The organism is Legionella stuttgartensis, from assembly GCF_977063405.2.
The window spans coordinates 229,866-251,049 of record NZ_CDRUHA020000033.1 but is presented as its reverse complement, the minus strand read 5'-3'; the positions used below and the strand labels follow the sequence as shown (position 1 = coordinate 251,049).

The window sequence follows — 21,184 nt, the reverse complement described above, 5'->3', positions numbered from 1 at the left end:
AATCGTCTCCATTGCCATAAAAATTAAAGAAGTATTCCCTTGTTTTAAGCATAGCAGATAAAGAGGTTACTAACTTTTTATTAATATAGGATTTTTATTGAATTGATTGTTCTTAAAATTGAGGTCATGTTTCATTTGCATTCTGTTATAATGAGCAAAATTAAATATCCGGTAATACCATGCTCACTCCAGATGGACATTGTGCAAATAAAATTGAAAAAGTAATGCTGTTGGCATTATGGGCAAATGCTTTAAGAGATGAGATACAGGCGCAAGGTTTATCCGAAACCAAAAAATTAATCTTTGCCGGCCTTGGCAAACCAACCTATCCTATTAATTCACATACGATTGCATCTTATCTTTCATATTGGCAAAAATTAGACCATTTAACCAATAAATGGAAAGTAGACCCTCACCAGGTCGAAGAAGATATTGCTATTGATTATGGCGATCCTCGCGGAGATTTTGCGCCACGAGAATTAATGGCAGACATCATGTCACGCTGGTATGAAACAGAAATTACAGCACAAAATATATTATTTACTGTAGGAGGTATTGGTGCCTTACGAGTATTATTTGAAACTTTTAATACTCATTATGAAGATGTACCGGGTTATCGAATTATTACCCCTTTTCCTTATTACAGCGCTTATTCCAATAACCCCTTGCATTGTTTACACCCTATTCATGTGATGGATGAGCCAGGATATAAACTCACCGCACAGGCTACGGAAGAAAGTATTAAGGAGGCTTATTCCCTTGCTGAAATGGATCACGGTTGGCCAAAGGCCATACTCATTTGTAATCCATCCAATCCTCTGGGAAACATTATTGATGCAGATGAGTTAAGAAAAATTGCGGATGTTTTACGTCAGTATCCTGATTTGTACATCATTTTCGATGAAGCTTATACCGAGATGAGTTTTTCAGATATGCCTTCGTTCTTAAAAATTGCTCCCGATCTTAAAGAACGAGTGATCGTCCTACGTTCAGCAACAAAGGCTTTATCTGCAGCCGGCGAACGCATGGCAGTTCTTTTGGTGTTTGAATCCAGTTTGATGAATGAAATGCTCAATAAAAACATAAGCTACTTTATTCATGCGCCGCGTTCAGCACAAGCCGCTTATGCACAGACCATGGCGAATTTTGGGGCCGAGGAAAAAAATAATATTGCTACGTTCTATAAGAAAAAGGTCGATTATGTGGTTGCGCGGTTAAAAGCCATGGGGGCTGCAATGCCCGATCCTTCATATCAGATAGAAGCCACTTTTTATGTTCTTGCTGATTTTAGTGATATGTTTGGCTTGCCATTGCCCAAAGATGTTGCGCGCGTTTTGCAGCGGTCGGGTTTAGTAAAGACGGATGAAGAGCTAGCCTATTATTTATTGTTTGAAGATAATCTCATGATTACTCCTTTATCCTATTTTGGATTGTCAAAACATGATGGTTTTATGCGCATCACATGCAGCGGTCGCGAAAATGAACTCCATGACTTAATGGATAGATTGGAGCGACGGTTATTTGGGTCAAGAAAAAGTAAAAAAAACTATCTACTAGAGCGAATTAGCCACATGCTTCCTGAATTAGAGAAAATGGATGCCCATATGTTTGACCTTATTTGTCAAAAACTGGAAGCAGCCAATGTGGAAGAAGATACGTGTTTGAATTTAAAGTCAAAGAATCAAGTGATAAGAAAGATTTATGATACGGTTGTTGATTTTTTTGAAATAATGAAGCAAGAGGCCTAATAATCCCACTTGCATCCCTATTCGTAGCGTTTAAAGTCCATTGTGTACGCAAACACAATCTAATTCTGTTGATATTTAGCCTGTATCTCGAAGCAATCGTCATTGGATACAGGCTAAAATATGGAGGGTAGTTAATTTTGAATAAATTGATTGATCGTTAGGGTTAAACGCTTAACTAATTCATCGATTTCATCTTCATTTATAATGAGTGGGGGTAAAAGTCGTACCACCGTATCTGCAGTAATGTTAAAAAGTATGCCATTGTCCAGCCCAAGCAAACGCATGTCCATGGCAGGTCGGTCCAGTTCAATGCCTATCATATATCCTTTACCACGAATCGCTTTAACCCCAGGATGTTCGCCCAGATTTTTAATTAATTTTTCCATTAACAGAGCGCTGTTTTTCGTGACTTTTTCACAAATTTTGTCACGCTCTATGACTTCTAATACTGTTAAAGCGGTAGCGCAAGCAAGAGGATTGCCTCCAAAAGTTGAACCATGATTTCCTGGTTTAAATAAATCTTTTGCTTTTTTACTCATCAGGCAAGCGCTTATAGGAAGCCCATTTCCTAAACCTTTTGCTGTAGTAAGAACATCTGGTTGGATGTCATAGTGCATGCAGGTAAAAAGTTTTCCGGTGCGGCCATTTCCGGTTTGGATTTCATCCAAAATAAGCAACCAATCATGCTGTTCACAAAGTTTGGCCAAGGAGCGAAGATAACTTTCTTCTGCTGCATAAATTCCACCTTCTCCCTGAATGGGTTCGAGCATAACCGCAACAACATCTTCTCTGTTGGCTGCAATAGTATGAACGGCCTCCAAATCATTAAAAGGGGCGCGAATAAAACCAGGTACTAAGGGTTCAAATCCTGCTTGTACTTTTCGACTTCCTGATGCAGTCAATGTTGCCATTGTTCGGCCATGGAACGCTCTTTCCATAACAATAATTGAGGGTGTTTCTATTCCTTTTTTATGGCCAAAAAGACGGGTTAATTTAATGGCAGCCTCATTGGCTTCAGCACCTGAATTAGCGAAAAAAACCTGATCCATGCCGGCCATAGTTGTAAGTTTTTCGGCAAGTAATTCTTGTTGTTTGATGTGAAAGGTGTTTGATGTATGGATAAGCTTGGCTGCTTGTTGCTGGATGGTTTTTGTGACATCAGGATGAGCATGCCCTAATCCACAAACCGCTATCCCACTTAAAGCGTCAAGATAGGCCTTGCCTTGTTCGTCATACAACCAAACTCCTTCTCCATGGGTGAAAGTTATTGGCATAGGATTGTAACTCGTAATTAAAGCCATAATGTTTTCCTTAAAACTGAAGGATCTCCACTCAAAAATTATCTCTCCCTTCAGGGAGAGATCGGGTGCGGTCACATTATAGACATAACTTTCTTCCCTATGCTACATGAGGAAAGATATCCATGGTAAAAAGAATGATTTATTTAAAGTTACTGACTACAAAATCCCAATTAACTAAAGACCAGAATGCAGAAACATAGTCGGGGCGGGCATTACGGTAATCAATATAATAGGCGTGTTCCCATACATCACACGTCAATAAGGCAGTTAAACCTTCAGTCATTGGTGTGCCTGCATTACTGGTGCTGATTAATTTTAAAGCACCGGTACTATCTTGAACAAGCCAAGCCCAGCCTGATCCAAAAGTAGATATGGCAGTTTTTGTAAATTCTTCTTTAAATGCACTGAATGAGCCAAAATGTTTGTTAATTGCTTCAGCTAACTTGCCTTTGGGCTCTCCACCACCATTAGGACTGAGGCAATGCCAGTAAAAGGTATGATTCCAAACTTGTGCGGCATTATTGAATATTCCGCCTTTTGATTTTTTAATGATCTCTTCCAGATCCATGGATTCAAATTCAGTACCTGGGATTAATTTATTTAAATTGGTAACGTAGGCTTGGTGATGCTTGCCATAATGATACTCTAATGTTTCACTGGAAATGTGAGGTTCTAACGCATTTTTGGCGTAAGGTAACTCAGGCAATGTAAATGTCATCCTAATCTCCTATTATTTTATTCTGTGCGGGTAAGTGTAGCAGGAAGGGGATGATATTCAATGAAGATTATCCATAATACACAAAAAAGCAGTTTGTGCTTGAAAAAAATGGAACTATTTATAATCAGTGTATTCACCAGGCGCTAAGTTAAGTTTATTCGCCCAGAGCCTACGTTCCGCGAGTTGTTTGCGAAATCCAAGGAGCGTAGGCTAAAAAATATTCTTAACTTAGTGCCATTAGTGTGTACACTTGGTTATTATTAGCTCAAATGGAACATTAGTTGGCTTTTAAACTAAGATCTGTTAATCTATTGTACTAAAAATTTATTGGTTGCGGGTTTTATACGTTTTCGCGATAATGAGCAATAATTAACTTATTATAAAGGTGTGTGCGTGGATACTTTAGAAAAAATTAGGAAGCAAATTGCGGAAAATGCCATTCTGCTTTATATGAAAGGCACGCCGAAGATGCCACAATGTGGATTTTCTGCTCGTGCAGTACAATGCATTGAATCTTGCGGGGTAGACTTTGCCTATGTTGATGTGCTTGCTAATCCTGATATTCGCCAAACATTGCCACAGTATGCTGATTGGCCCACTTTTCCACAACTTTATGTGAAGGGTGAGTTAATCGGTGGTTCTGATATCATTGCTGAATTATTTCAACAAGGTGAATTAGAAACCATGCTGCGTGATGCAATCGCTGCCTAATATAATGAGTTAATACCATAATAATAACGATAATGATGGAGATCATAGAATGAGTGTATTAGTGGGACGAAAAGCTCCTGATTTTACCGTAGCAGCTGTTATGCCTAACGGTGAGATTATGGATAAATTTAATTTACACGAGCATTTAAAAGGTAAGTATGGACTCGTGTTTTTTTATCCTCTGGATTTTACTTTTGTATGTCCTTCTGAGTTGATTGCTTTAGATCATCGTATTGATGAGTTCAAAAGCCGCAATGTTGAAGTGGTTAGCGTTTCAATTGATTCACACTTCACTCACAATGCGTACAGAAATACACCAATTAACAAGGGTGGTATTGGTCCAGTGCGATATGTTATGGCTGCTGATATGACTCATAGCATTTGCCAATCCTATGGAGTTGAGCATCCTGCTGCAGGTGTTGCGTTCCGTGGTGCATTTATTATTGATACCAATGGCGTAGTTCGTTCACAAATCGTGAATGATTTGCCTATCGGTCGTAATATGGACGAAATTTTAAGAATCATTGATGCAGTTCAACACTTTGAAGAAAATGGTGAAGTATGTCCTGCTGGCTGGGAAAAAGGTAAAGCAGGTATGAAAGCATCAACAGAAGGTGTTGCTGCTTATTTATCAGAGCATTCTGATTCATTGTAATAGTTGCCCGGGGTGCAAAAATGTGTCCCGGGCAGTATGGTTTACTCTTCGCAACATTCTAATTATGTATTTTGCTGGGCACTTTTCCAGATGTTCACCATATGGCAAAATAAATCGGCGGTTTTTTCTGCATCATAAATAGCTGAATGAGCTTCCTGAGGATTGAAAGGGATTCCTGCAGCTTGAGCTGCTTTGGCTAATACGGTTTGTCCATACATGAATCCACCTAGTGTGGCTGTATCGAAGCAAGTAAAGGCATGAAAGGGTGATTTAACTCCAGTTCTTTTGATGGCTTCCTTTATAAACAATAAATCAAACCATGCATTATGTCCCACCAAGACAGCGCGTTGACATTGAGTTTTTTTCAGCGCGACAAAAATGGGTTTAAACAGATTTTCTAAAGCGATTTTTTCATCTAGGGCAAAACGCAAGGGTTGGTAAGGATCTATTTGATTGAATTCTAGAGATTTTTGATCCAATTCCGCACCTGGAAAAGGCAAAATATGTTCAAAATGACTTGCTCCACGATAAAAATTACCTTGTTCATCCATAGAAATTAATACGATGCACATTTCTAATAATGCATTTTTGCACGGATCGACCCCGGCTGTTTCTACATCAACAACTACAGGTAAAAAACCACGAAATCGTTCTTTTAAATTCATATAAAATACACTATCGCGTGGGCGCATGAATACTCCATTGAATGGTTTCACCTGCTGCGATCGGAACAACTTGATTAGAGCCTAAAGGCAGAAAGGCGGGGATGGTTTGTGGGGATTTAACTAATTCAATGTGTTGTTGATTGATCGGCAGTTGATAGAACTCAGCACCAAACCGACTGAGAAAATGATTGAGTTGTTTTAACTGGTTCATTTCATCAAATACTTGTGTATATAGAGCGAGAGCAAATGGTGCAGAATAAATTCCTGCACAACCACAGGCACTTTCTTTGGTGCTTACAATATGAGGGGCACTATCCGTTCCCGCAAAAAATTTGGGGTTACCGCTACAGGCAGCCTCTTGTAATGCTTTTTGATCGTGCTCATGCTTTAAAATAGGTAAACAATAATAATGTGGTCTCAATCCCCCTGCGAGCAATTTATTGCGGTTATATAACAAATGATGGGGGGTAATCGTTGCTGCAACTGTTGATGGAGCATCAGTCACATATTCGACGGCAGCACGGGTTGATATGTGTTCAAACACTATTCTTAGTTTAGGAAAATTTCGTACGATCGGTTTTAAATACTCATCAATAAATAAGGACTCACGTTCAAAAATATCACTATGAGTTACTTCTCCATGAATTTGCAGTACTAGGTTACTGCTTTGTAACACTTCAAAAAGAGGGTAAAGATCGGTTAATGACTTTGCACCTGCTTCTGAATTGGTTGTCGCACCTGCGGGATACAGTTTTGCACCGAGAATATAAGGGTTTTTCGTAGCTTGCTGTAATTCTTCGGCACGTACGGAGTCATTCAGATAAAAAGTCATATACGGTTCAAAAGTAGTTCCTTTAGGCAGTGCGGTTAGAATTCTATTTCGATATTCACTAAGTGATGATACTGAGGTTAAAGCCGGTTTGAGATTTGGCATGATTAAAGCGCGAGCAAAATGCTGGGCACTATCAGGCACGGTGTGTTGTAGCATCTCACTATCCCTAAGATGAACATGCCAATCGTCTGGGCGATTAATTATTAGCGTTTGCATAGTAAAGATTCCTGCGTTCTTGCCGATAATTAAGGATAACATGAAACAAGTCACGAGAATGAGTAAAAGATGGCATTTGTGGATCAAAAAGGACAATTTCTAGCATGTATTGCATTAAGCACACTGCTTACAATAGATACAGCACACGCAATGACGCAAGTTGATTTTGCAAATCCTTTAGGAGCAAAGGGGTGGCGTGTCAGCCGTAACCCAATGCGTTGTGGATTATCACTGACTATTCCTAATTATGGTATTGCATATTTTGAACAATATGCGGCCCAACCACCTCATTTTATTTTACGAACTTGGGATGAGGTACAACAGTATTTACCTGCCAAAATCATCATAAAATCTCCCAATTGGAAACCAGATCGCCCTTCAGCTCTTGCTGGCGAATTAGTAGTTAAACCAGGGGAGTATGGCATCTATCTAAGACGCGATGCGAGTTTAAAGTTACTTACGTTCCTCTCACAAGGCTACGAACCTAACTTCGTATATCGAGGTGAAACTGGGTTTAATACAACGGTTGCTTTGTCACCTGTTGGTTTTCAAAAGCCCTACTCGCGATATCAAGAATGTATTGGAAGTTTGTTACCCTTTGACTATGAGCAAGTACGAGAGAGTATGTTCCATTATAAAGAAGATGGCTGCGAGTTGAGCGATAAAGATAAGGATCAATTGCGACGTATTGCGCGATATGTAGAGGCGGATGCTCAAATTAATGAAATAAGAATTATTGGTTATGCTGATGCTAATGGGCGTAAAGGTTATAACAATGCAGTATCTGAAAATAGGGCACGAATTGTGCAAAAATATCTGTTACAACTTGGTGTACCTAAAGAAATGCTTCATGTGACCTGGGTGGGAGAGCTATATCCTGTTGCCAGAAATGATACTGATGTAGGTCGCGCAGCGAATCGCAGAGTTGTGATTACGCTCATAAAAAAATAAAGTGGACTGGCTGTTATTAGGGCAAACTAATTAACTAGATAGCACTGTCGTAAAATCTTAGAAAAAGGTTGCAAGTTGTAAGGGATACACTATATTAGTTATCCTGAACACGTAATTCTTGCTTTTCTTACAGATGGTGCATCGGCTTCAATTTTTAATACAAAAAACCAAAGAATCATCATGATGCTCAAAAAAAATATTCAATGCATAAAAAAAGCATATCTACTTGAAAAATATTAATTTTTTTTTGTAAATCTTCTTGACTTATTCTATTCCGCTGCTAATACTCACACTGTTGCATGCATCGACCTGAAGCGACGAAGGCATGCTAATGACAACTCCTAGTAGAGAGTTATCAATGAAATAGGAAACAATAATAATTTATGCGGAGACATAAGCATGTTAAGTTTAAAGAAAACTACTTTAGCAATTTTAGCTTTAGGCAGCAGTACACTATTTGCAGGTACCATGGGTCCAGTTTGTACCCCAGGTAACGTTACTGTTCCTTGCCCAAGTACTGGATGGAACGTTGGCGGCCAAGCATTAGTATTGCAAACAATGACCGATAACGACGTTTCTTTGGATATCGATGTAACTCCAACAGGCGTTTCTATCAATACTGAATTAGAAGCTCAATGGAACTGGGGCTTCCAAATTGAAGGTTCATACCATTTCAATACTGGAAACGACATCACTTTAACTTGGTATCATTTAGATACTGGTTGGAACAACCATGAGTTTACTCCTGCTTTTGACCCAGATACATTAATTGGTTTTGGTCATAAGAACAGATGGGATGCTGTTAACGGTGAGTTCGGTCAATTTGTTGACTTCAGCGCTAACAAGAAAATTCGTTTCCATGGCGGTTTCCAATTTGCAAGCATTAAGAGAAGCGTTCATGCATTTGCGACAGACTTTGATGCAGGTGTTCCAGATTTCACTGTTGGATTTGAAGGTAACACTCAATACAACGGATTTGGTCCACGTACTGGTATCGACATGAACTACGTATTCGGCAATGGTTTTGGTATTTATGCTAAAGCAGCTGCTGCATTGTTAGTTGGCTCACAAAAACACAGCTATGACGTTGACTTTGTTGACCCAGATGGTTCTGTTCCTGGTCTTCCTACAGTGTTCACTGTTGATGTTAGCGGTTCTAGAACAGCGATCGTTCCAGAATTAGAAGCTAAGTTAGGTGCTAGTTATGATTATGCAATGGCACAAGGTGATTTGGTTCTGGATGCTGGATACATGTGGTTTAACTATATCCATGCGTTAAACACCACTGTATTACCAGTTACAGCAACTGATTTCGCTGCTGCTGGCCCTTACTTTGGCTTGAAATATATAGGAAACATTTAATTCGCTATCATTTTAATAAATTTAATCGATACTGTTGACTTTATGAAGGTCCGGTTAGATAATTGAGCAAGGTACGCTCTCGGTATAGAGCGAAAATGCGTACCGTTGCTAACAATTTAAATTGGTAACGAACGGAAATAATAATAAAAAGTGGAGATAAGCATGTTAAATTTGAAAAAAACAGCGTTAGCTGTTCTTGCTTTAGGTAGCAGTGCAGTATTCGCTGGTACCATGGGCCCAGTTTGTACCCCAGGTAACGTTACTGTTCCTTGCCCAAGTACTGGATGGAACATCGGTGGCCAAGCACTAGTATTGCAAACAATGACCGATAACGATGTTTCTTTAGATATCGATGTAACTCCAACAGGCGTTTCTATCAATACTGAATTAGACGCTCAATGGAACTGGGGCTTCCAAATTGAAGGTTCATACCATTTCAATACTGGAAACGACATCACTTTAACTTGGTATCATTTAGATACTGGTTGGAACAACCATGAGTTTACTCCTGCTTTTGACCCAGATACATTAATTGGTTTTGGTCATAAAAACAGATGGGATGCTGTTAACGGTGAATTCGGTCAATATGTTGACTTCAGCGCTAACAAGAAAATCCGTTTCCATGGCGGTTTCCAATTTGCAAGCATCAAGAGAAGCGTTCATGCATTTGCAACAGACTTTGATGCAGGTGTTCCAGATTTCACTGTTGGATTTGAAGGTAACACTCAATACAACGGATTTGGTCCACGTACTGGTATCGACATGAACTACGTATTCGGCAACGGTTTTGGTGTTTATGCTAAAGCAGCTGCTGCATTGTTAGTTGGTTCACAAAAACACAGCTATGATGTTGACTTTGTTGACCCAGATGGTTCTGTTCCTGGTCTTCCTACAGTGTTCACTGTTGATGTTAGCGGAACTAGAACAGCGATTGTTCCTGAGTTAGAAGCTAAGTTAGGTGCTAACTATACTTATGCAATGGCTCAAGGTGACTTAACTCTGGATGCTGGGTACATGTGGTTCAACTACATCCATGCGTTAAACACAACCGTATTACCAGTTACAGCAACTGACTTCGCTGCTGCTGGTCCTTACTTCGGTCTGAAGTATGTTGGAAATGTTTAATTTCTTAATTGATTAAGATCTTATAAAAGCCCGTCATTAATGATGGGCTTTTTTTTTCTAATGGAGTATTCATGTTTAAGAAAGCAACTATAGCTGTATTGGGATTGGCTGCAAGTATAGCAACTGCTGGCGGTATGGGCCCAGTTTGTACCCCAAGTAATGTTACAGTTCCATGTGGAACAAACCTCTGGGACTTCAGCGCTCAAGCGCTCTATCTAAGATCCATCTATGGTAGTGAAAAATCGATCCAATTCGGCACATTACCAATAAACAAAGAAATAAAGAATGATTGGAACTGGGGGTATTTTTTAGAGGGGTCTTATCATTTTAATACCGGAAATGATATTAGTGTCAATTGGATGCACTTCAGTACTTCAACCGATCCCACTGGATTTTTCGGAACTCTAAATATACCTGTAACGGGTTTACCACCTATCCCTGCTCCATTTGATTTTATTAGTCGCAATAGGATAGACCAAGTTAATGTAGTGATGGGACAACATACTGACATCAGTATGCGGAAGAAAATGCGTTTTTACGGTGGTATGCAATATGCAAATATCCAATCTACTGCAAGAAATTATTACATAACCGACTTTATTCCTGCCCTGGTGACAAATCCATTTAGCAAATTCGACAATACTGACTATAAAGGTTTTGGACCAGTAGTTGGAATTGACTATGCTTACTACCTGACAGACTCTCTAAGCGTAACTGCAAATGGGGGCGGATCAGTGCTTTATGGAACGAATCGCTATCACGCAGGTTTTGTTGTATCACCTCAGCAAGCAATTGTTGAGCAAGTATTCTTCCGTAAAAGAGGTATTGTTCCAAGCCTGGAAGCAAAACTTGGTATAAATTATGCCCGTCCTACACCTATAGGTCTTGCAAATATTCAAGCCGGTTACCAAGTAGTGAATTACTTTCACGTTTTGGAAGAGCAACCCTTCCCGAATTTATTTGGTCCAATTCGTCCAGTCGATTATGGACTATTTGGTCCCTATTTTGGTCTAAAGTTAATTGGTAATGCATAATTTAAACTGAATACGTACTACACACTTATTACTCAATTAAAACCCATAAGTAGACTATGGGTTTTTTTTTATAGATTCTAATAAAGTAACAAATTTTAAGCAAATTTGTGAAAAAGAAGCTAGCCACTCCTTGTTTACCAAGCTATAATTTTCTGCCTTTCCGATGTGGAAGTAAAAATAATGAACAGGAGTACCGCATGCAATATAAAAAAATCATATTGGCCCTAGTCTGTTTGTCATCGCCACTCTATGCGGAACATGATCAGCAGTTGCAACGTCAAATAGCTCGTTTACAAAAACAAGCACAACAATTACAAACTCAACTAGATACTTTACAGAAAGAAATGGTTGCTCAGAAAGTGAGTCATTCGAGCAAGCCAACTAAAGAGGAATCTAAAAAGCCAGGGCCTATTGTTCATAAAAAACATGCAAAAAAAGATAAGCGTGAACAACATGAACCGCATGAAAAAATGGTTAAATACCATTCGTCAAGGCTCTCAGTACATACCCCTGAGGAGCATCCAGAATCAATTGGATTTTATCCAACTGCTTTAGTGGCAGAAAATCGAGTTGTTACTTATATTGCAGGAACACCTGTTGTAACTTCTCCATATTTGGGCGACAGACCTGCTTTTGATGGATCAGACTATATTGTTAATATTTCAAGTATTAACCGTGACATCCGCTTGATGCAACAACGTCGAAAATTATATAGAGCCTATAGAAATATGGGGTACCCAATTCCCGAAAGGCCAATCATTGCACTTAGTGGTAAAGCAGAGCCTGTTGGCATGATCAATAGTGATTATGTTGGAGGAACAAATGTTGATTTAACCTTAGGCTCGAGTGAGGTAGACGTTGCTGCGGCGTTAAATCAAAATGTCGAAGCGTATATCGCACTAGCCTATGATGAGAGTCCTCCTGATGTTGGTCCAAGAATTAACAACTCAGCATTTAACCTCAATATGGGTTTTGTGAATATAGGAAACTTGGATAAAACGCCATTTTACTTCACTGCTGGGCAGTTGTATGTGCCTTTCGGACGTTATTCAAGTTCCATGATCAGTGCGCCGCTGACTTTAAATTTAGCTCGAACTAAAACAAGACCTTTTATTATAGGTTATAAATCACAAGAAGATACTGGGCCTTTTGCCGCAACATACATCTATCGGAGTGATACTACCTTAGGACGTGCTGGAGTGGGCGGTGCGAATCTCGGTTATGTTTTTGCATTTGCGGAAGCCACTGGAGAAATAGGAGCAAGTTACATCAGCTCCATCGATGATGCCGCTGGAATGCAAAATACAGGTGGTAACCCCGGAACTTTTGGCGGTTTTGGTTCGTTACTTAATGGCAATGAATTGGTACGCAAGACAGAAGCTGTGGATGTTTATGGTAACATGGGTTATGACCGATTTAACTTTGCTGCTGAATGGGTTGGTACAATTGAATCATTTAGAACTCAGGATTTAAGTTTTAATGGACATGGTGCAAAACCACAGGCATTACAAACAGAAATTGATATGACGTTCAGAGCCTTTCACAGACCTGCATCGATTGGGATTGGTTATCAACGGACTAAAGAGGCTCTTGCGTTAAATCTACCAGAACACCGTTTTATTGGCGTATTTAATATTTCTATCTGGAAAGATACTGTAGAAAGTATTGAGTACCGACATGAAATAGATTACGGATCCAACGATTTTGCCAATGGTGCTTCAGCGCCTGGATTTGTTAATGCGCCCACACTAGGTACCGGAGGTACAGCGGATACTGTTTCTGCGCAAATTGGGGTTTATTTCTAAAATAATATTTTTTAACCTGGGTGAAAGCGAGGCTGTAACCCAGGTGTTTATTGTCTAAAAAATTGTTAAGATATGTATCGCATCATTAACCTAATCAATTATTATTCACAACGCCAATCCAATTGATTTTCATTCCCACTCGTCAATAAAGAATGCAAACTGTGCTATCTTTTAACATATAGCGTATTTGATTAGGGAAGGGAGCATGTGTACATCCTACAGCATGCCAAGGTCCATAGAAACGCCAACAGGTCGAATAATATTTTTATTGCGATCCAGTATTCTGTTGATTCTAATACTTGTTTACACTTCATGTTCCTATGCAACTAAAGTAGTTGAATTAAATATTAAAGGAGCAATTGGGCCTGCCACAGCCGATTATGTTATTCGTACCATTGATAATGCACAGCATGCAGATTTAATCATAGTTACACTTGATACTCCGGGCGGGCTTGATGAATCCACTCGAATTATCGTTCAAAGTTTTTTATCATCTAATATTCCTATCGTGACTTTTGTAAGTCCAAATGGTGCCCGGGCAGCAAGCGCGGGGACTTTTTTACTCTATGCCAGTACCTTGGCTGCCATGGCGCCTGGAACTCAACTGGGCGCTGCGAGTCCAGTCAATTTAGCTACAGGGTTTAGCGATACAGCCTCCCAAGATAAACAGACTACTATGGAGAAAAAAATCACTAATGATGCTGTAGCCACAATACGATCATTGGCTCAATTGCGAGGTCGCAACCCAGATTTTGCACAAAAAGCAGTCTTAAATGCAGAAACAATGACTGCTCCCGAGGCTTTAAAGGAGCGTGTTATTAATTATATTGCAAATGATGAGAAAGACTTACTGGCGCAGTTAGATGGCGTGTCAGTAGTACAGAACAATCAAAAAATAATACTCAATACCAGTAATGCACAGATTGAATTAATTAAGCCTGATTGGCGTACGCAATTTTTATCGATAATTACCGATCCAACAGTTGCGTATCTTCTTCTTTTGCTGGGTATATATGGTATTTTCTTTGAGTTGGTAAACCCTGGGCATTTATTTCCAGGCGTTATTGGAGCCATCTCAATGTGTATTGCGCTGTATGCGCTTCAATTATTACCAATAAACTACGCTGGGTTTTTTCTTATTCTCTTGGGAATCGCATTTATTGTGGGAGAAGCATTTGTGCCGGCTTATGGTTCTCTAGGGATTGGCGGTACCATCGCATTCATTATTGGTTCCATTATGTTAGTAGAAACCGATAATCAAATGTACCAAATCGCTTGGTCAGTAATCGGAGCAATGGCTGTTGTAAATATTATCTTTTTTGTCTTCCTGCTCGGGATGGTGGTAAAAGCAAGGAGCCAAAGTGTAAAACATGGTTTAATCGTTTTGATAGGTGCCAAAGGTCATACGCTTGGCAATATTAATCTTGAAGGACAGGCAATGATTCGTGGAGAGATTTGGAGCGTACACTCTAAACTGCCTATAGCCGCAAACACGCCGATAAAAGTAATAGGGATTTCAGGACTGAAAATGGAAATTGAAGAGGATTTGAGTAATCGAGGAGGATAACATGGGACCATTTTTAACGGTGATAATCGTTGCAATTTTACTGCTTTTGATCTCAGCAGTTAAAGTGTTTAGGGAATATGAGCGGGGCGTTGTATTCATGTTAGGTCGTTTCTGGAAAGTTAAAGGGCCCGGTTTAGTACTTATTATTCCAGTGATTCAACAAGTAGTACGAGTCGATTTACGTACCATAGTGATGGATGTACCAAGCCAAGATGTGATTTCTAAAGATAACGTTTCAGTACGAGTTAATGCGGTTTTATATTTTCGGGTGGTGGTTCCAGAAAATGCTATTATCCAAGTAGAAAATTACTATGAAGCAACCAGTCAATTGGCACAAACAACACTTCGTTCCGTATTAGGACAACATGAGCTCGATGAAATGCTTTCTGAGCGAGAACGTTTAAATAGTGACGTACAGAAAATACTGGATTCACAAACTGATAACTGGGGCATTAAGGTGTCTAATGTTGAAATAAAACGTGTTGATTTGGATGAAAGCATGATTCGTGCAATTGCAAGACAGGCTGAAGCTGAGCGCGAACGACGTGCGAAAGTGATCCATGCTGAGGGAGAGTTACAAGCCTCAGATAAATTACTGCAAGCATCTCAAGTGTTGGCACAACAACCCCAGGCAATGCAGTTACGTTATTTACAAACCTTGGCGGCGATAGCCGGAACTAATAATTCTACCATTGTGTTCCCCATGCCGATGGAATTGGGTGATATTTTATCTAATATAGCGTCAAGGAAAAAATAGCTGAGCTGAGACAATCGCCTGGGTGAAGGCAATGCCGTAACCCGGGTGTTCATAAAATCAGCAAATTCCAGCGGTTGTGTCAATTTTAAATCAGTGTGTTCTTTCGTTTGGAATTAAAAAACTCTGCGTGGCTTTAATCTAAAGGAGATTTTACTAAGGATACTTATTGTTGGGAGCAAAACGATATAAGAAACTAGTTCAATTGCTTTAAATAAATACTTTCTTTTTCCTTCTGCCAGGGCGTAATTTCGACTAAATTTTTCAAATAGTGGCCAATCGCAAATTTTAAAACCATTCGGTGATTTATACCCCATAAAAAAGTAACCCGTAAAATACCCATAAAATTGAAGTATTTTTCGCGGATAAAAAACATAGGTTGCGGCAGCGGAGGCTTCTAGGTAGCTCGTATAATGCCAACAATTTTTAGGCAAAAAGAGCATATCTCCTCGTTCGAGAGTAATGTTATAACCTTCAGCCTGGTTTAATCTTGGAAATTGTTGTGATAATAAATCCAATGGTTGGCCAAATTCCACTAAACTGTCGCCAACAAAAGGAAGTTTATAAATATATTGGCTTTGTTTTTGAGTAAATAATAACACTTGCTTTTTTCCACTTAAGCATAGATGAAGATTACAGCAATGTTCTCTATCAAAGTGGATTTCTGTATGCGCTCCCTTGCCTCCAAAAAAATAAATAACTTTTAAATTTTTATTAAAGTACCTAGGGCGAAAGGGAATTTTTTGCCAAAGTGGCACATGCCGTTCTATTGCTCCGGAATGCTTTGGAAAGGTCTGACCAAAAATTCTATACGGCTTATTATTTTTAATTTGGGACATGACGGTTGAAAAATTACCCCGATCATATGATTTCCACCTATCATTTTCATAAGTATCATAGGTGATTACTCCTTCAAGAAGATTTTCAAAATAATCGATAGAAAACTTGTCGGTAAAATTTTTTATTTTTATCAAAATAGGTTCTTTTGAGCGATAAATAAGACGTTTAATATATTCTTCTTGACCGTATTCATACTCAATTTCTTGTATTTTTTTTATTTTCATTTATTAACCTTTTGAATAAGATAATAAAAATAATATTTTCTTCCCCAAAATTTTTCTTTGCGGGCATATTTGGCAACGTAATGAAGCGCAGGATTTTTAAATCTAATCTTCCACCATGGAAGAAATATTAATCCACAGACCGCTGCAATAGTTGGAAGTTCGGATATGAATTGACTTAGATCATCTCCAGCAATAGCCAAGGCTTGCCGGTAAAATCCTTCTTCATTTACGATTAATCGTTGATAAAGAGAGGCTTGTACTTGCTTGGTAATATTCACTTTTTGAATTATTTTTAATTTATCGCTGCTCTTAATAAATTGTTCTAATTTATTTGATTGATCTTTATTTTTAAAATAATGATCTGCATAACAAAAAAATCCACCTAAAGATAAGACACGCTCCACTTCTGAAAAAAAGTCCTCAATTCGAGGATAAAGATGAGAACTTTCAAGATTGATGACAATATCAAAGCATTCGTTTCCTAGAGGTAGAGTTTCCGCGTCAGATTGAATGTAATTCACTTTATCTTGTTTGTAGAAATGACGATGGGAGTTGATTACTAATCGATTAACCAAATCAATCCCTAATGCATAATTAGTTTTTAGTAACTCAGAACTTGCTTTAAGACCAAGGCCATTACCACTGCCTATCTCAAGCAGTCGCTTATTAAAAAATTGAGTTTTTATTAATGGTCTTATTAGGGAGTAAAGAAGTAATTGTGAATAAATATCTTGTACCTCAGATATTTTAGAAAAATCAAAATTCAATTCTTTGTATTCTTCATGGATTTTTTTATCCCATAAACCTAAGTTCAGAAATACTTTATTATGATGTAATTGGCCAAAAGTATTATAACTGTCTTGAATCAGCTTTTTAATTAATTTGATTTCTGAGCGATCTAAGTAATGATGCCTCATTACGAAACCGATTTGTCTTGCCGCATGGCTATACCTTGGGGTTTCTTCATCCATTTGATTCGCGTAATTATGCAACTCATATTATAAGTATAAACGATTTTCTGTAAGAGAAAGTCATGAATCATTTGGCGCAATATCAATACAATCTTTCGTTTATCCGACTTTTATGATAGAACACTCCTTTTGAAGAATTCATGAGGTTTTTATTGTGTCGATTAAATCAGATAGATGGATAGAAAAAATGGCGCTTGAACATGGAATGATATCTCCATTTCAACCCGGACAAGTTCGTGAAAATAACAATGGTCGAATTATTTCATATGGTGTGTCCAGCTATGGATATGATGTTCGTTGTGCGAATGAATTTAAAATTTTTACTAATATAAATTCTGCGATTGTGGATCCTAAAGCTTTTGATGAAAACAGTTTTGTCGATGTGCAGTCCGATGTGTGTATTATTCCTCCCAACTCCTTTGCTTTAGCAAGAACAGTAGAGTATTTTCGCATTCCCCGAAATATCCTAACTATTTGTCTTGGCAAGTCGACATATGCGCGTTGTGGGATTATCGTAAATGTGACACCTTTGGAACCAGAGTGGGAAGGTCATGTGACGCTGGAGTTTTCAAATACTACTACATTACCCGCTAAAATTTATGCGCATGAGGGTGTGGCGCAAATGCTATTTTTGGAGGCTTCTGAAGTTTGTGCTGTTTCATATCGTGACCGCGGTGGGAAATATCAGGGGCAAACAGGCGTTACGTTACCTCGCACTTAAATTTAGCGAATAAATAAAATTTTGTAACCCGGTGGGTTGGCAACTATTGCCATTAGGCTAAGAAAGGGCTTCGTTCCCGCTTGCGCGGGAATGACACAAATTATTTACTTGAGCCAGCCCTGGGTTTTGGACATGAAGTTCCTGGGGCTCCTGCTCAGGCTAATATAGGATATAAAAACAAATACACCTTACTCTTCATCAGGTAATTTGTACTTATCACGCGATGCATCAACGCGTTCACGTAATTCTTTCCCCGGCTTAAAGTGCGGACTGTATTTTGCTTTAGTCACTACTTTTTCACCTGTTTTGGGATTATGGGCATTACGTGGCGGTCTATAATGAAGAGAAAAACTGCCGAATCCCCGGATTTCTATTCTTTGATTTTTAATGAGTGCATCACTCATTAATTCCAATATTCTATTTATGCCATCAGCCACTTGCTTTTCAGTAAGATGCGTCATTCGAGCAGCGATGTGTTCAATGAGTTCCGATTTGATCATACCCACCTCGTGTTGTCGCGTGTTTCAAAGTCTGCTACCAATACAGATTAGGTGCTGACAATGGTCCCTTGTTTTATAAGTATAGACTGGGAAAAAAATTATTCAATATTTTCAAGACAGTTAGTCAAAAGTTGTTTTTCGAGTATGAATATAGGCAAAAACCACGCCCCAACTCATTTCAACTTTAGTATGCGCTGTTACAGTAAAATGAGTACAGGATAATGTTTTGCTGGTTGTAATTACGGTACTCAGTTGTGGAAGCTTATCCAGTTTGGCGCAGAGGTTTTCCCATATGGGACCAATAAACGCAGTGGAATTAATAAAAACAAGCGTTGCCTCTGTTAGATTCGCTTCAAGAAAATCACCTAAAATAAACTGAATCTTTTTAGCGTGCTCAGTATAGTTCTTCAATGCTGCCAATTGCTTGACCCGTAGGCATGCATCAAAGTACAGTTCGGGGAATAATTCGATTCCAACACTTTTGCGGACGGGAAAAACCATGCTGCAGGCTAAAACCGCTTTCCCTATCCCTGAGCCCAAGTCATAAAATACCGTGTTTTCATCTGGGTTGGTTAAGGACAACAGTGCGATAAATGATAAGAACTCAATTTCTCCATAAGCATATTCCATTGCATCATGCTTCTGGCGCGCATTTCGAGAAAGAATAAAGCCGTTAGAATCCGTGTAAATTTGGTGAAATACTTGGGCGTGTTCTAGCAGATTTAAAGATTTTTGCCACCGGCTAACACTGAGCTGTTTGCTTTTGCACCTTAAATGAAGAAGTAAGGCTAAGAGTACAAGGAGCAAACAAATAAAATAAAGTATGGAATGGCCCAAGAGTAAAATCCTTCTCAAATATGCAGCTGATTTTAGCTGTTGCTCTAGAACCTTAGAAAAATAAGAGTCTAATTAGTATATCTTATTCTCATGTTGAGATGCTACCTGTTCCAAAGTATCCAAATGGTTTCGTTTTATCCTTTTTTGTTCCAATTTAATTAGTTTAAAGAAGGCTATGCTTATTATTTCGAACTTATAATGCATTTCTTCTCATTAACCCCATATAATCATAAAGCATAAATAGTCTGTCTTATTGCATTATAATCGAGTAAAATTTCCGCATGTAGTATAGAATTATAGTGTTAAGTATTATTTTTGTTTAACGTTTTTGTTTCTAGAAATCGGGAGTAACTGTAAATTATGTCTTATGATGTTTATAGTTAATATTTCCTTAATTTTGATTCATTAGAATGAAGTTATATTGAGGGGTAGGAGAGCATTATGGCTGGTTTTTTTAGTAACCGAGCTTATGTACATCATGAAGCTAGGCCACGCGCAGAATACAATTTTATCAACGTTGGTAATGAGCAATTTCATGCCGTTGCTGTCGCAATGATTGATTCGTTACAAAGCATTTCCCAACGAGGTAATGATGCTACCTTGAAAAAAATTTTGGAGCGCTTTTATCTTCATTTCCCCAAATATATAAGTAACCAACCTTATTTAACACTTTCAGAACGTATGGGTATGTTGCTCAATACTTCTCGAAAGTCAGAGTTAGTGGAGTGCATGGCTTATGTGCTACGCCAGCTTGCAGTGGATGAGATCTATACTCATCCATTAATGTATCGTGAAGTATTTGATGGGTTAAGTGCTGACACACCAAAAAGTTATTTGCGTGATCCAGAGGTCGAACTACCATCAAGTGCTTTAAAGGCCTTAGCTCAGGTGCTGGGAATTAGTGTAACGCTATCTTTTAAAGAACTTGGAAAGGAACTGAGAAGAAGAGATGTATATGATGGAGAAGCATGATGTCTAATAAAATTAATTTAGTAATTCAAGTTCAAGGGGATCAGTATTTCCCCGCTGTAAAACATAAAGCAGATTTTGCATATGTTGGTCAATTAGCCATTAATGCTCCTAAACCTATTGAAAATACAAAAGAGCAGGGAGAAACTTTAAGCGATATTATGACGCTGATTGCAGAAGACAATAAACAGCTATTACAGTCTTATGAGCAATGGCGTAAGACTATTTTAAGCATGGTTGTTGCCGGTGAATTAACCCTGGAACAACTAATGGGACTCTATATTACCTTTTTACCTGCGCAAACGAACAATACTATATCGTTTGCCCTTGAGCAATCAAACAGAAAACCTGTTATTGCTGGTATTCCACAAGAACGAGAACAACAAACGATTGAACTGCTAGTAAATGCGTTAGCGAGTTGGATCAGTACAAAACAAGTTGAACCTGATAGTTTATTCGATCAAATAGAAAATCAATCTACTGTTACATTGAGATAAACTTTTAAGTATAGCGAAGCAGAATCTGGTTTATACGCTACATTCCCTTTTCTGCTCCTAAGGTATGCGTTCACCCTATCCACTGAGCGGTATATCTTGCGCGACAATAACACTTCGCAAATCTCACATTATTTTCGCGCAACTCACTCAAATCCAACCGTTCCCCAAGATGCAAGCAATT

General features: G+C 38.6%; 21 protein-coding genes. 13 read left to right on the top strand and 8 right to left on the bottom strand.

All coding sequences use genetic code 11. The features are described 5' to 3' along the window. Positions 1-179 precede the first annotated feature (179 nt). Entirely contained in the window at positions 180-1,748 is a 1,569-nt protein-coding gene (locus ACWTEW_RS09805) for a pyridoxal phosphate-dependent aminotransferase (RefSeq protein ID WP_454781497.1), read from the top strand. Between the two features lie 131 nt (positions 1,749-1,879). On the opposite strand, the gene ACWTEW_RS09800 is transcribed toward ACWTEW_RS09805, so the two are convergent. Both ACWTEW_RS09800 and sodB read right to left on the bottom strand, forming a co-directional pair. After that, complete coding sequence (locus tag ACWTEW_RS09800) at positions 1,880-3,049, bottom strand: aspartate aminotransferase family protein (RefSeq protein ID WP_454781496.1); 1,170 nt, start codon at positions 3,047-3,049, stop codon at positions 1,880-1,882. Positions 3,050-3,188: 139 nt separating this feature from the next. Next, entirely contained in the window at positions 3,189-3,767 is a 579-nt protein-coding gene (gene sodB / locus ACWTEW_RS09795; RefSeq protein WP_454781495.1) for a superoxide dismutase [Fe], read from the bottom strand. 393 nt (positions 3,768-4,160) lie between these two features. Here sodB and grxD point away from each other — a divergent pair, with 393 nt between their 5' ends. Together grxD and ACWTEW_RS09785 are read left to right on the top strand one after the other, a co-directional pair. Continuing rightward, positions 4,161-4,478, top strand: coding sequence for a Grx4 family monothiol glutaredoxin (gene grxD, locus ACWTEW_RS09790; protein ID WP_454781494.1), 318 nt, complete (start codon positions 4,161-4,163; stop codon positions 4,476-4,478). 49 nt (positions 4,479-4,527) lie between these two features. Continuing rightward, a complete protein-coding gene (locus ACWTEW_RS09785) occupies positions 4,528-5,133 on the top strand; it encodes a peroxiredoxin (RefSeq protein WP_182392161.1) in 606 nt (201 codons plus the stop codon). Between the two features lie 62 nt (positions 5,134-5,195). On the opposite strand, the gene rnt is transcribed toward ACWTEW_RS09785, so the two are convergent. Both rnt and pyrC read right to left on the bottom strand, forming a co-directional pair. After that, positions 5,196-5,825, bottom strand: coding sequence for a ribonuclease T (gene rnt, locus ACWTEW_RS09780; RefSeq protein ID WP_454781493.1), 630 nt, complete (start codon positions 5,823-5,825; stop codon positions 5,196-5,198). Next, on the bottom strand, positions 5,809-6,846 hold the full coding sequence (gene pyrC, locus ACWTEW_RS09775) for a dihydroorotase (protein ID WP_454781492.1): 1,038 nt from the start codon (positions 6,844-6,846) through the stop codon (positions 5,809-5,811). Before pyrC ends, rnt begins: the two co-directional genes overlap by 17 nt. 69 nt (positions 6,847-6,915) lie before the next feature. Here pyrC and ACWTEW_RS09770 point away from each other — a divergent pair, with 69 nt between their 5' ends. The 7 genes from ACWTEW_RS09770 (at position 6,916) to ACWTEW_RS09740 (ending at position 15,447) form a co-directional block, all read left to right on the top strand. Beyond that, complete coding sequence (locus ACWTEW_RS09770; RefSeq protein WP_454781491.1) at positions 6,916-7,797, top strand: flagellar protein MotY; 882 nt, start codon at positions 6,916-6,918, stop codon at positions 7,795-7,797. Positions 7,798-8,196: 399 nt separating this feature from the next. Beyond that, the gene (locus tag ACWTEW_RS09765; protein ID WP_454781490.1) at positions 8,197-9,159 is read left to right on the top strand and encodes an Lpg1974 family pore-forming outer membrane protein; all 963 of its coding nucleotides are present in this window, start codon (positions 8,197-8,199) and stop codon (positions 9,157-9,159) included. Between the two features lie 162 nt (positions 9,160-9,321). Then, complete coding sequence (locus tag ACWTEW_RS09760) at positions 9,322-10,284, top strand: Lpg1974 family pore-forming outer membrane protein (protein ID WP_454781489.1); 963 nt, start codon at positions 9,322-9,324, stop codon at positions 10,282-10,284. Positions 10,285-10,355: 71 nt separating this feature from the next. Beyond that, entirely contained in the window at positions 10,356-11,318 is a 963-nt protein-coding gene (locus tag ACWTEW_RS09755) for an Lpg1974 family pore-forming outer membrane protein (protein WP_454781488.1), read from the top strand. Positions 11,319-11,515: 197 nt separating this feature from the next. Beyond that, a complete protein-coding gene (locus tag ACWTEW_RS09750) occupies positions 11,516-13,123 on the top strand; it encodes an LbtU family siderophore porin (RefSeq protein ID WP_454781487.1) in 1,608 nt (535 codons plus the stop codon). Between the two features lie 205 nt (positions 13,124-13,328). Beyond that, positions 13,329-14,690 carry an NfeD family protein gene (locus ACWTEW_RS09745; protein WP_454781486.1) on the top strand — a complete coding sequence of 454 codons (1,362 nt, stop codon included), beginning with the start codon at positions 13,329-13,331 and terminating at the stop codon, positions 14,688-14,690. Position 14,691: 1 nt separating this feature from the next. Next, the gene (locus tag ACWTEW_RS09740; protein WP_454781485.1) at positions 14,692-15,447 is read left to right on the top strand and encodes a slipin family protein; all 756 of its coding nucleotides are present in this window, start codon (positions 14,692-14,694) and stop codon (positions 15,445-15,447) included. A 113-nt stretch (positions 15,448-15,560) separates the two neighbouring features. Here ACWTEW_RS09740 and ACWTEW_RS09735 read toward each other — a convergent pair whose 3' ends face one another. Next, a complete protein-coding gene (locus tag ACWTEW_RS09735; protein WP_454781484.1) occupies positions 15,561-16,508 on the bottom strand; it encodes a cupin-like domain-containing protein in 948 nt (315 codons plus the stop codon). Continuing rightward, positions 16,505-17,479, bottom strand: a complete 975-nt coding sequence (locus ACWTEW_RS09730) for a class I SAM-dependent methyltransferase (protein ID WP_454781483.1) — start codon at positions 17,477-17,479, stop codon at positions 16,505-16,507. Before ACWTEW_RS09730 ends, ACWTEW_RS09735 begins: the two co-directional genes overlap by 4 nt. Positions 17,480-17,633: 154 nt before the next feature. On the opposite strand from ACWTEW_RS09730, the gene dcd reads away from it, so the two are divergent. Continuing rightward, complete coding sequence (gene dcd / locus ACWTEW_RS09725; RefSeq protein WP_182392172.1) at positions 17,634-18,200, top strand: dCTP deaminase; 567 nt, start codon at positions 17,634-17,636, stop codon at positions 18,198-18,200. 188 nt (positions 18,201-18,388) lie between these two features. On the opposite strand, the gene ACWTEW_RS09720 is transcribed toward dcd, so the two are convergent. Further along, the gene (locus ACWTEW_RS09720) at positions 18,389-18,700 is read right to left on the bottom strand and encodes an integration host factor subunit beta (protein WP_454781482.1); all 312 of its coding nucleotides are present in this window, start codon (positions 18,698-18,700) and stop codon (positions 18,389-18,391) included. 120 nt (positions 18,701-18,820) lie between these two features. Beyond that, entirely contained in the window at positions 18,821-19,546 is a 726-nt protein-coding gene (locus ACWTEW_RS09715; RefSeq protein WP_454781710.1) for a class I SAM-dependent methyltransferase, read from the bottom strand. A gap of 432 nt (positions 19,547-19,978) precedes the next feature. Here ACWTEW_RS09715 and ACWTEW_RS09710 point away from each other — a divergent pair, with 432 nt between their 5' ends. Together ACWTEW_RS09710 and ACWTEW_RS09705 are read left to right on the top strand one after the other, a co-directional pair. Further along, entirely contained in the window at positions 19,979-20,509 is a 531-nt protein-coding gene (locus ACWTEW_RS09710; RefSeq protein WP_454781481.1) for a transposase, read from the top strand. Beyond that, positions 20,506-21,003, top strand: coding sequence for a hypothetical protein (locus tag ACWTEW_RS09705; RefSeq protein ID WP_454781480.1), 498 nt, complete (start codon positions 20,506-20,508; stop codon positions 21,001-21,003). The genes ACWTEW_RS09710 and ACWTEW_RS09705 overlap by 4 nt, the downstream gene beginning before the upstream one ends. Positions 21,004-21,184: the final 181 nt, after the last annotated feature.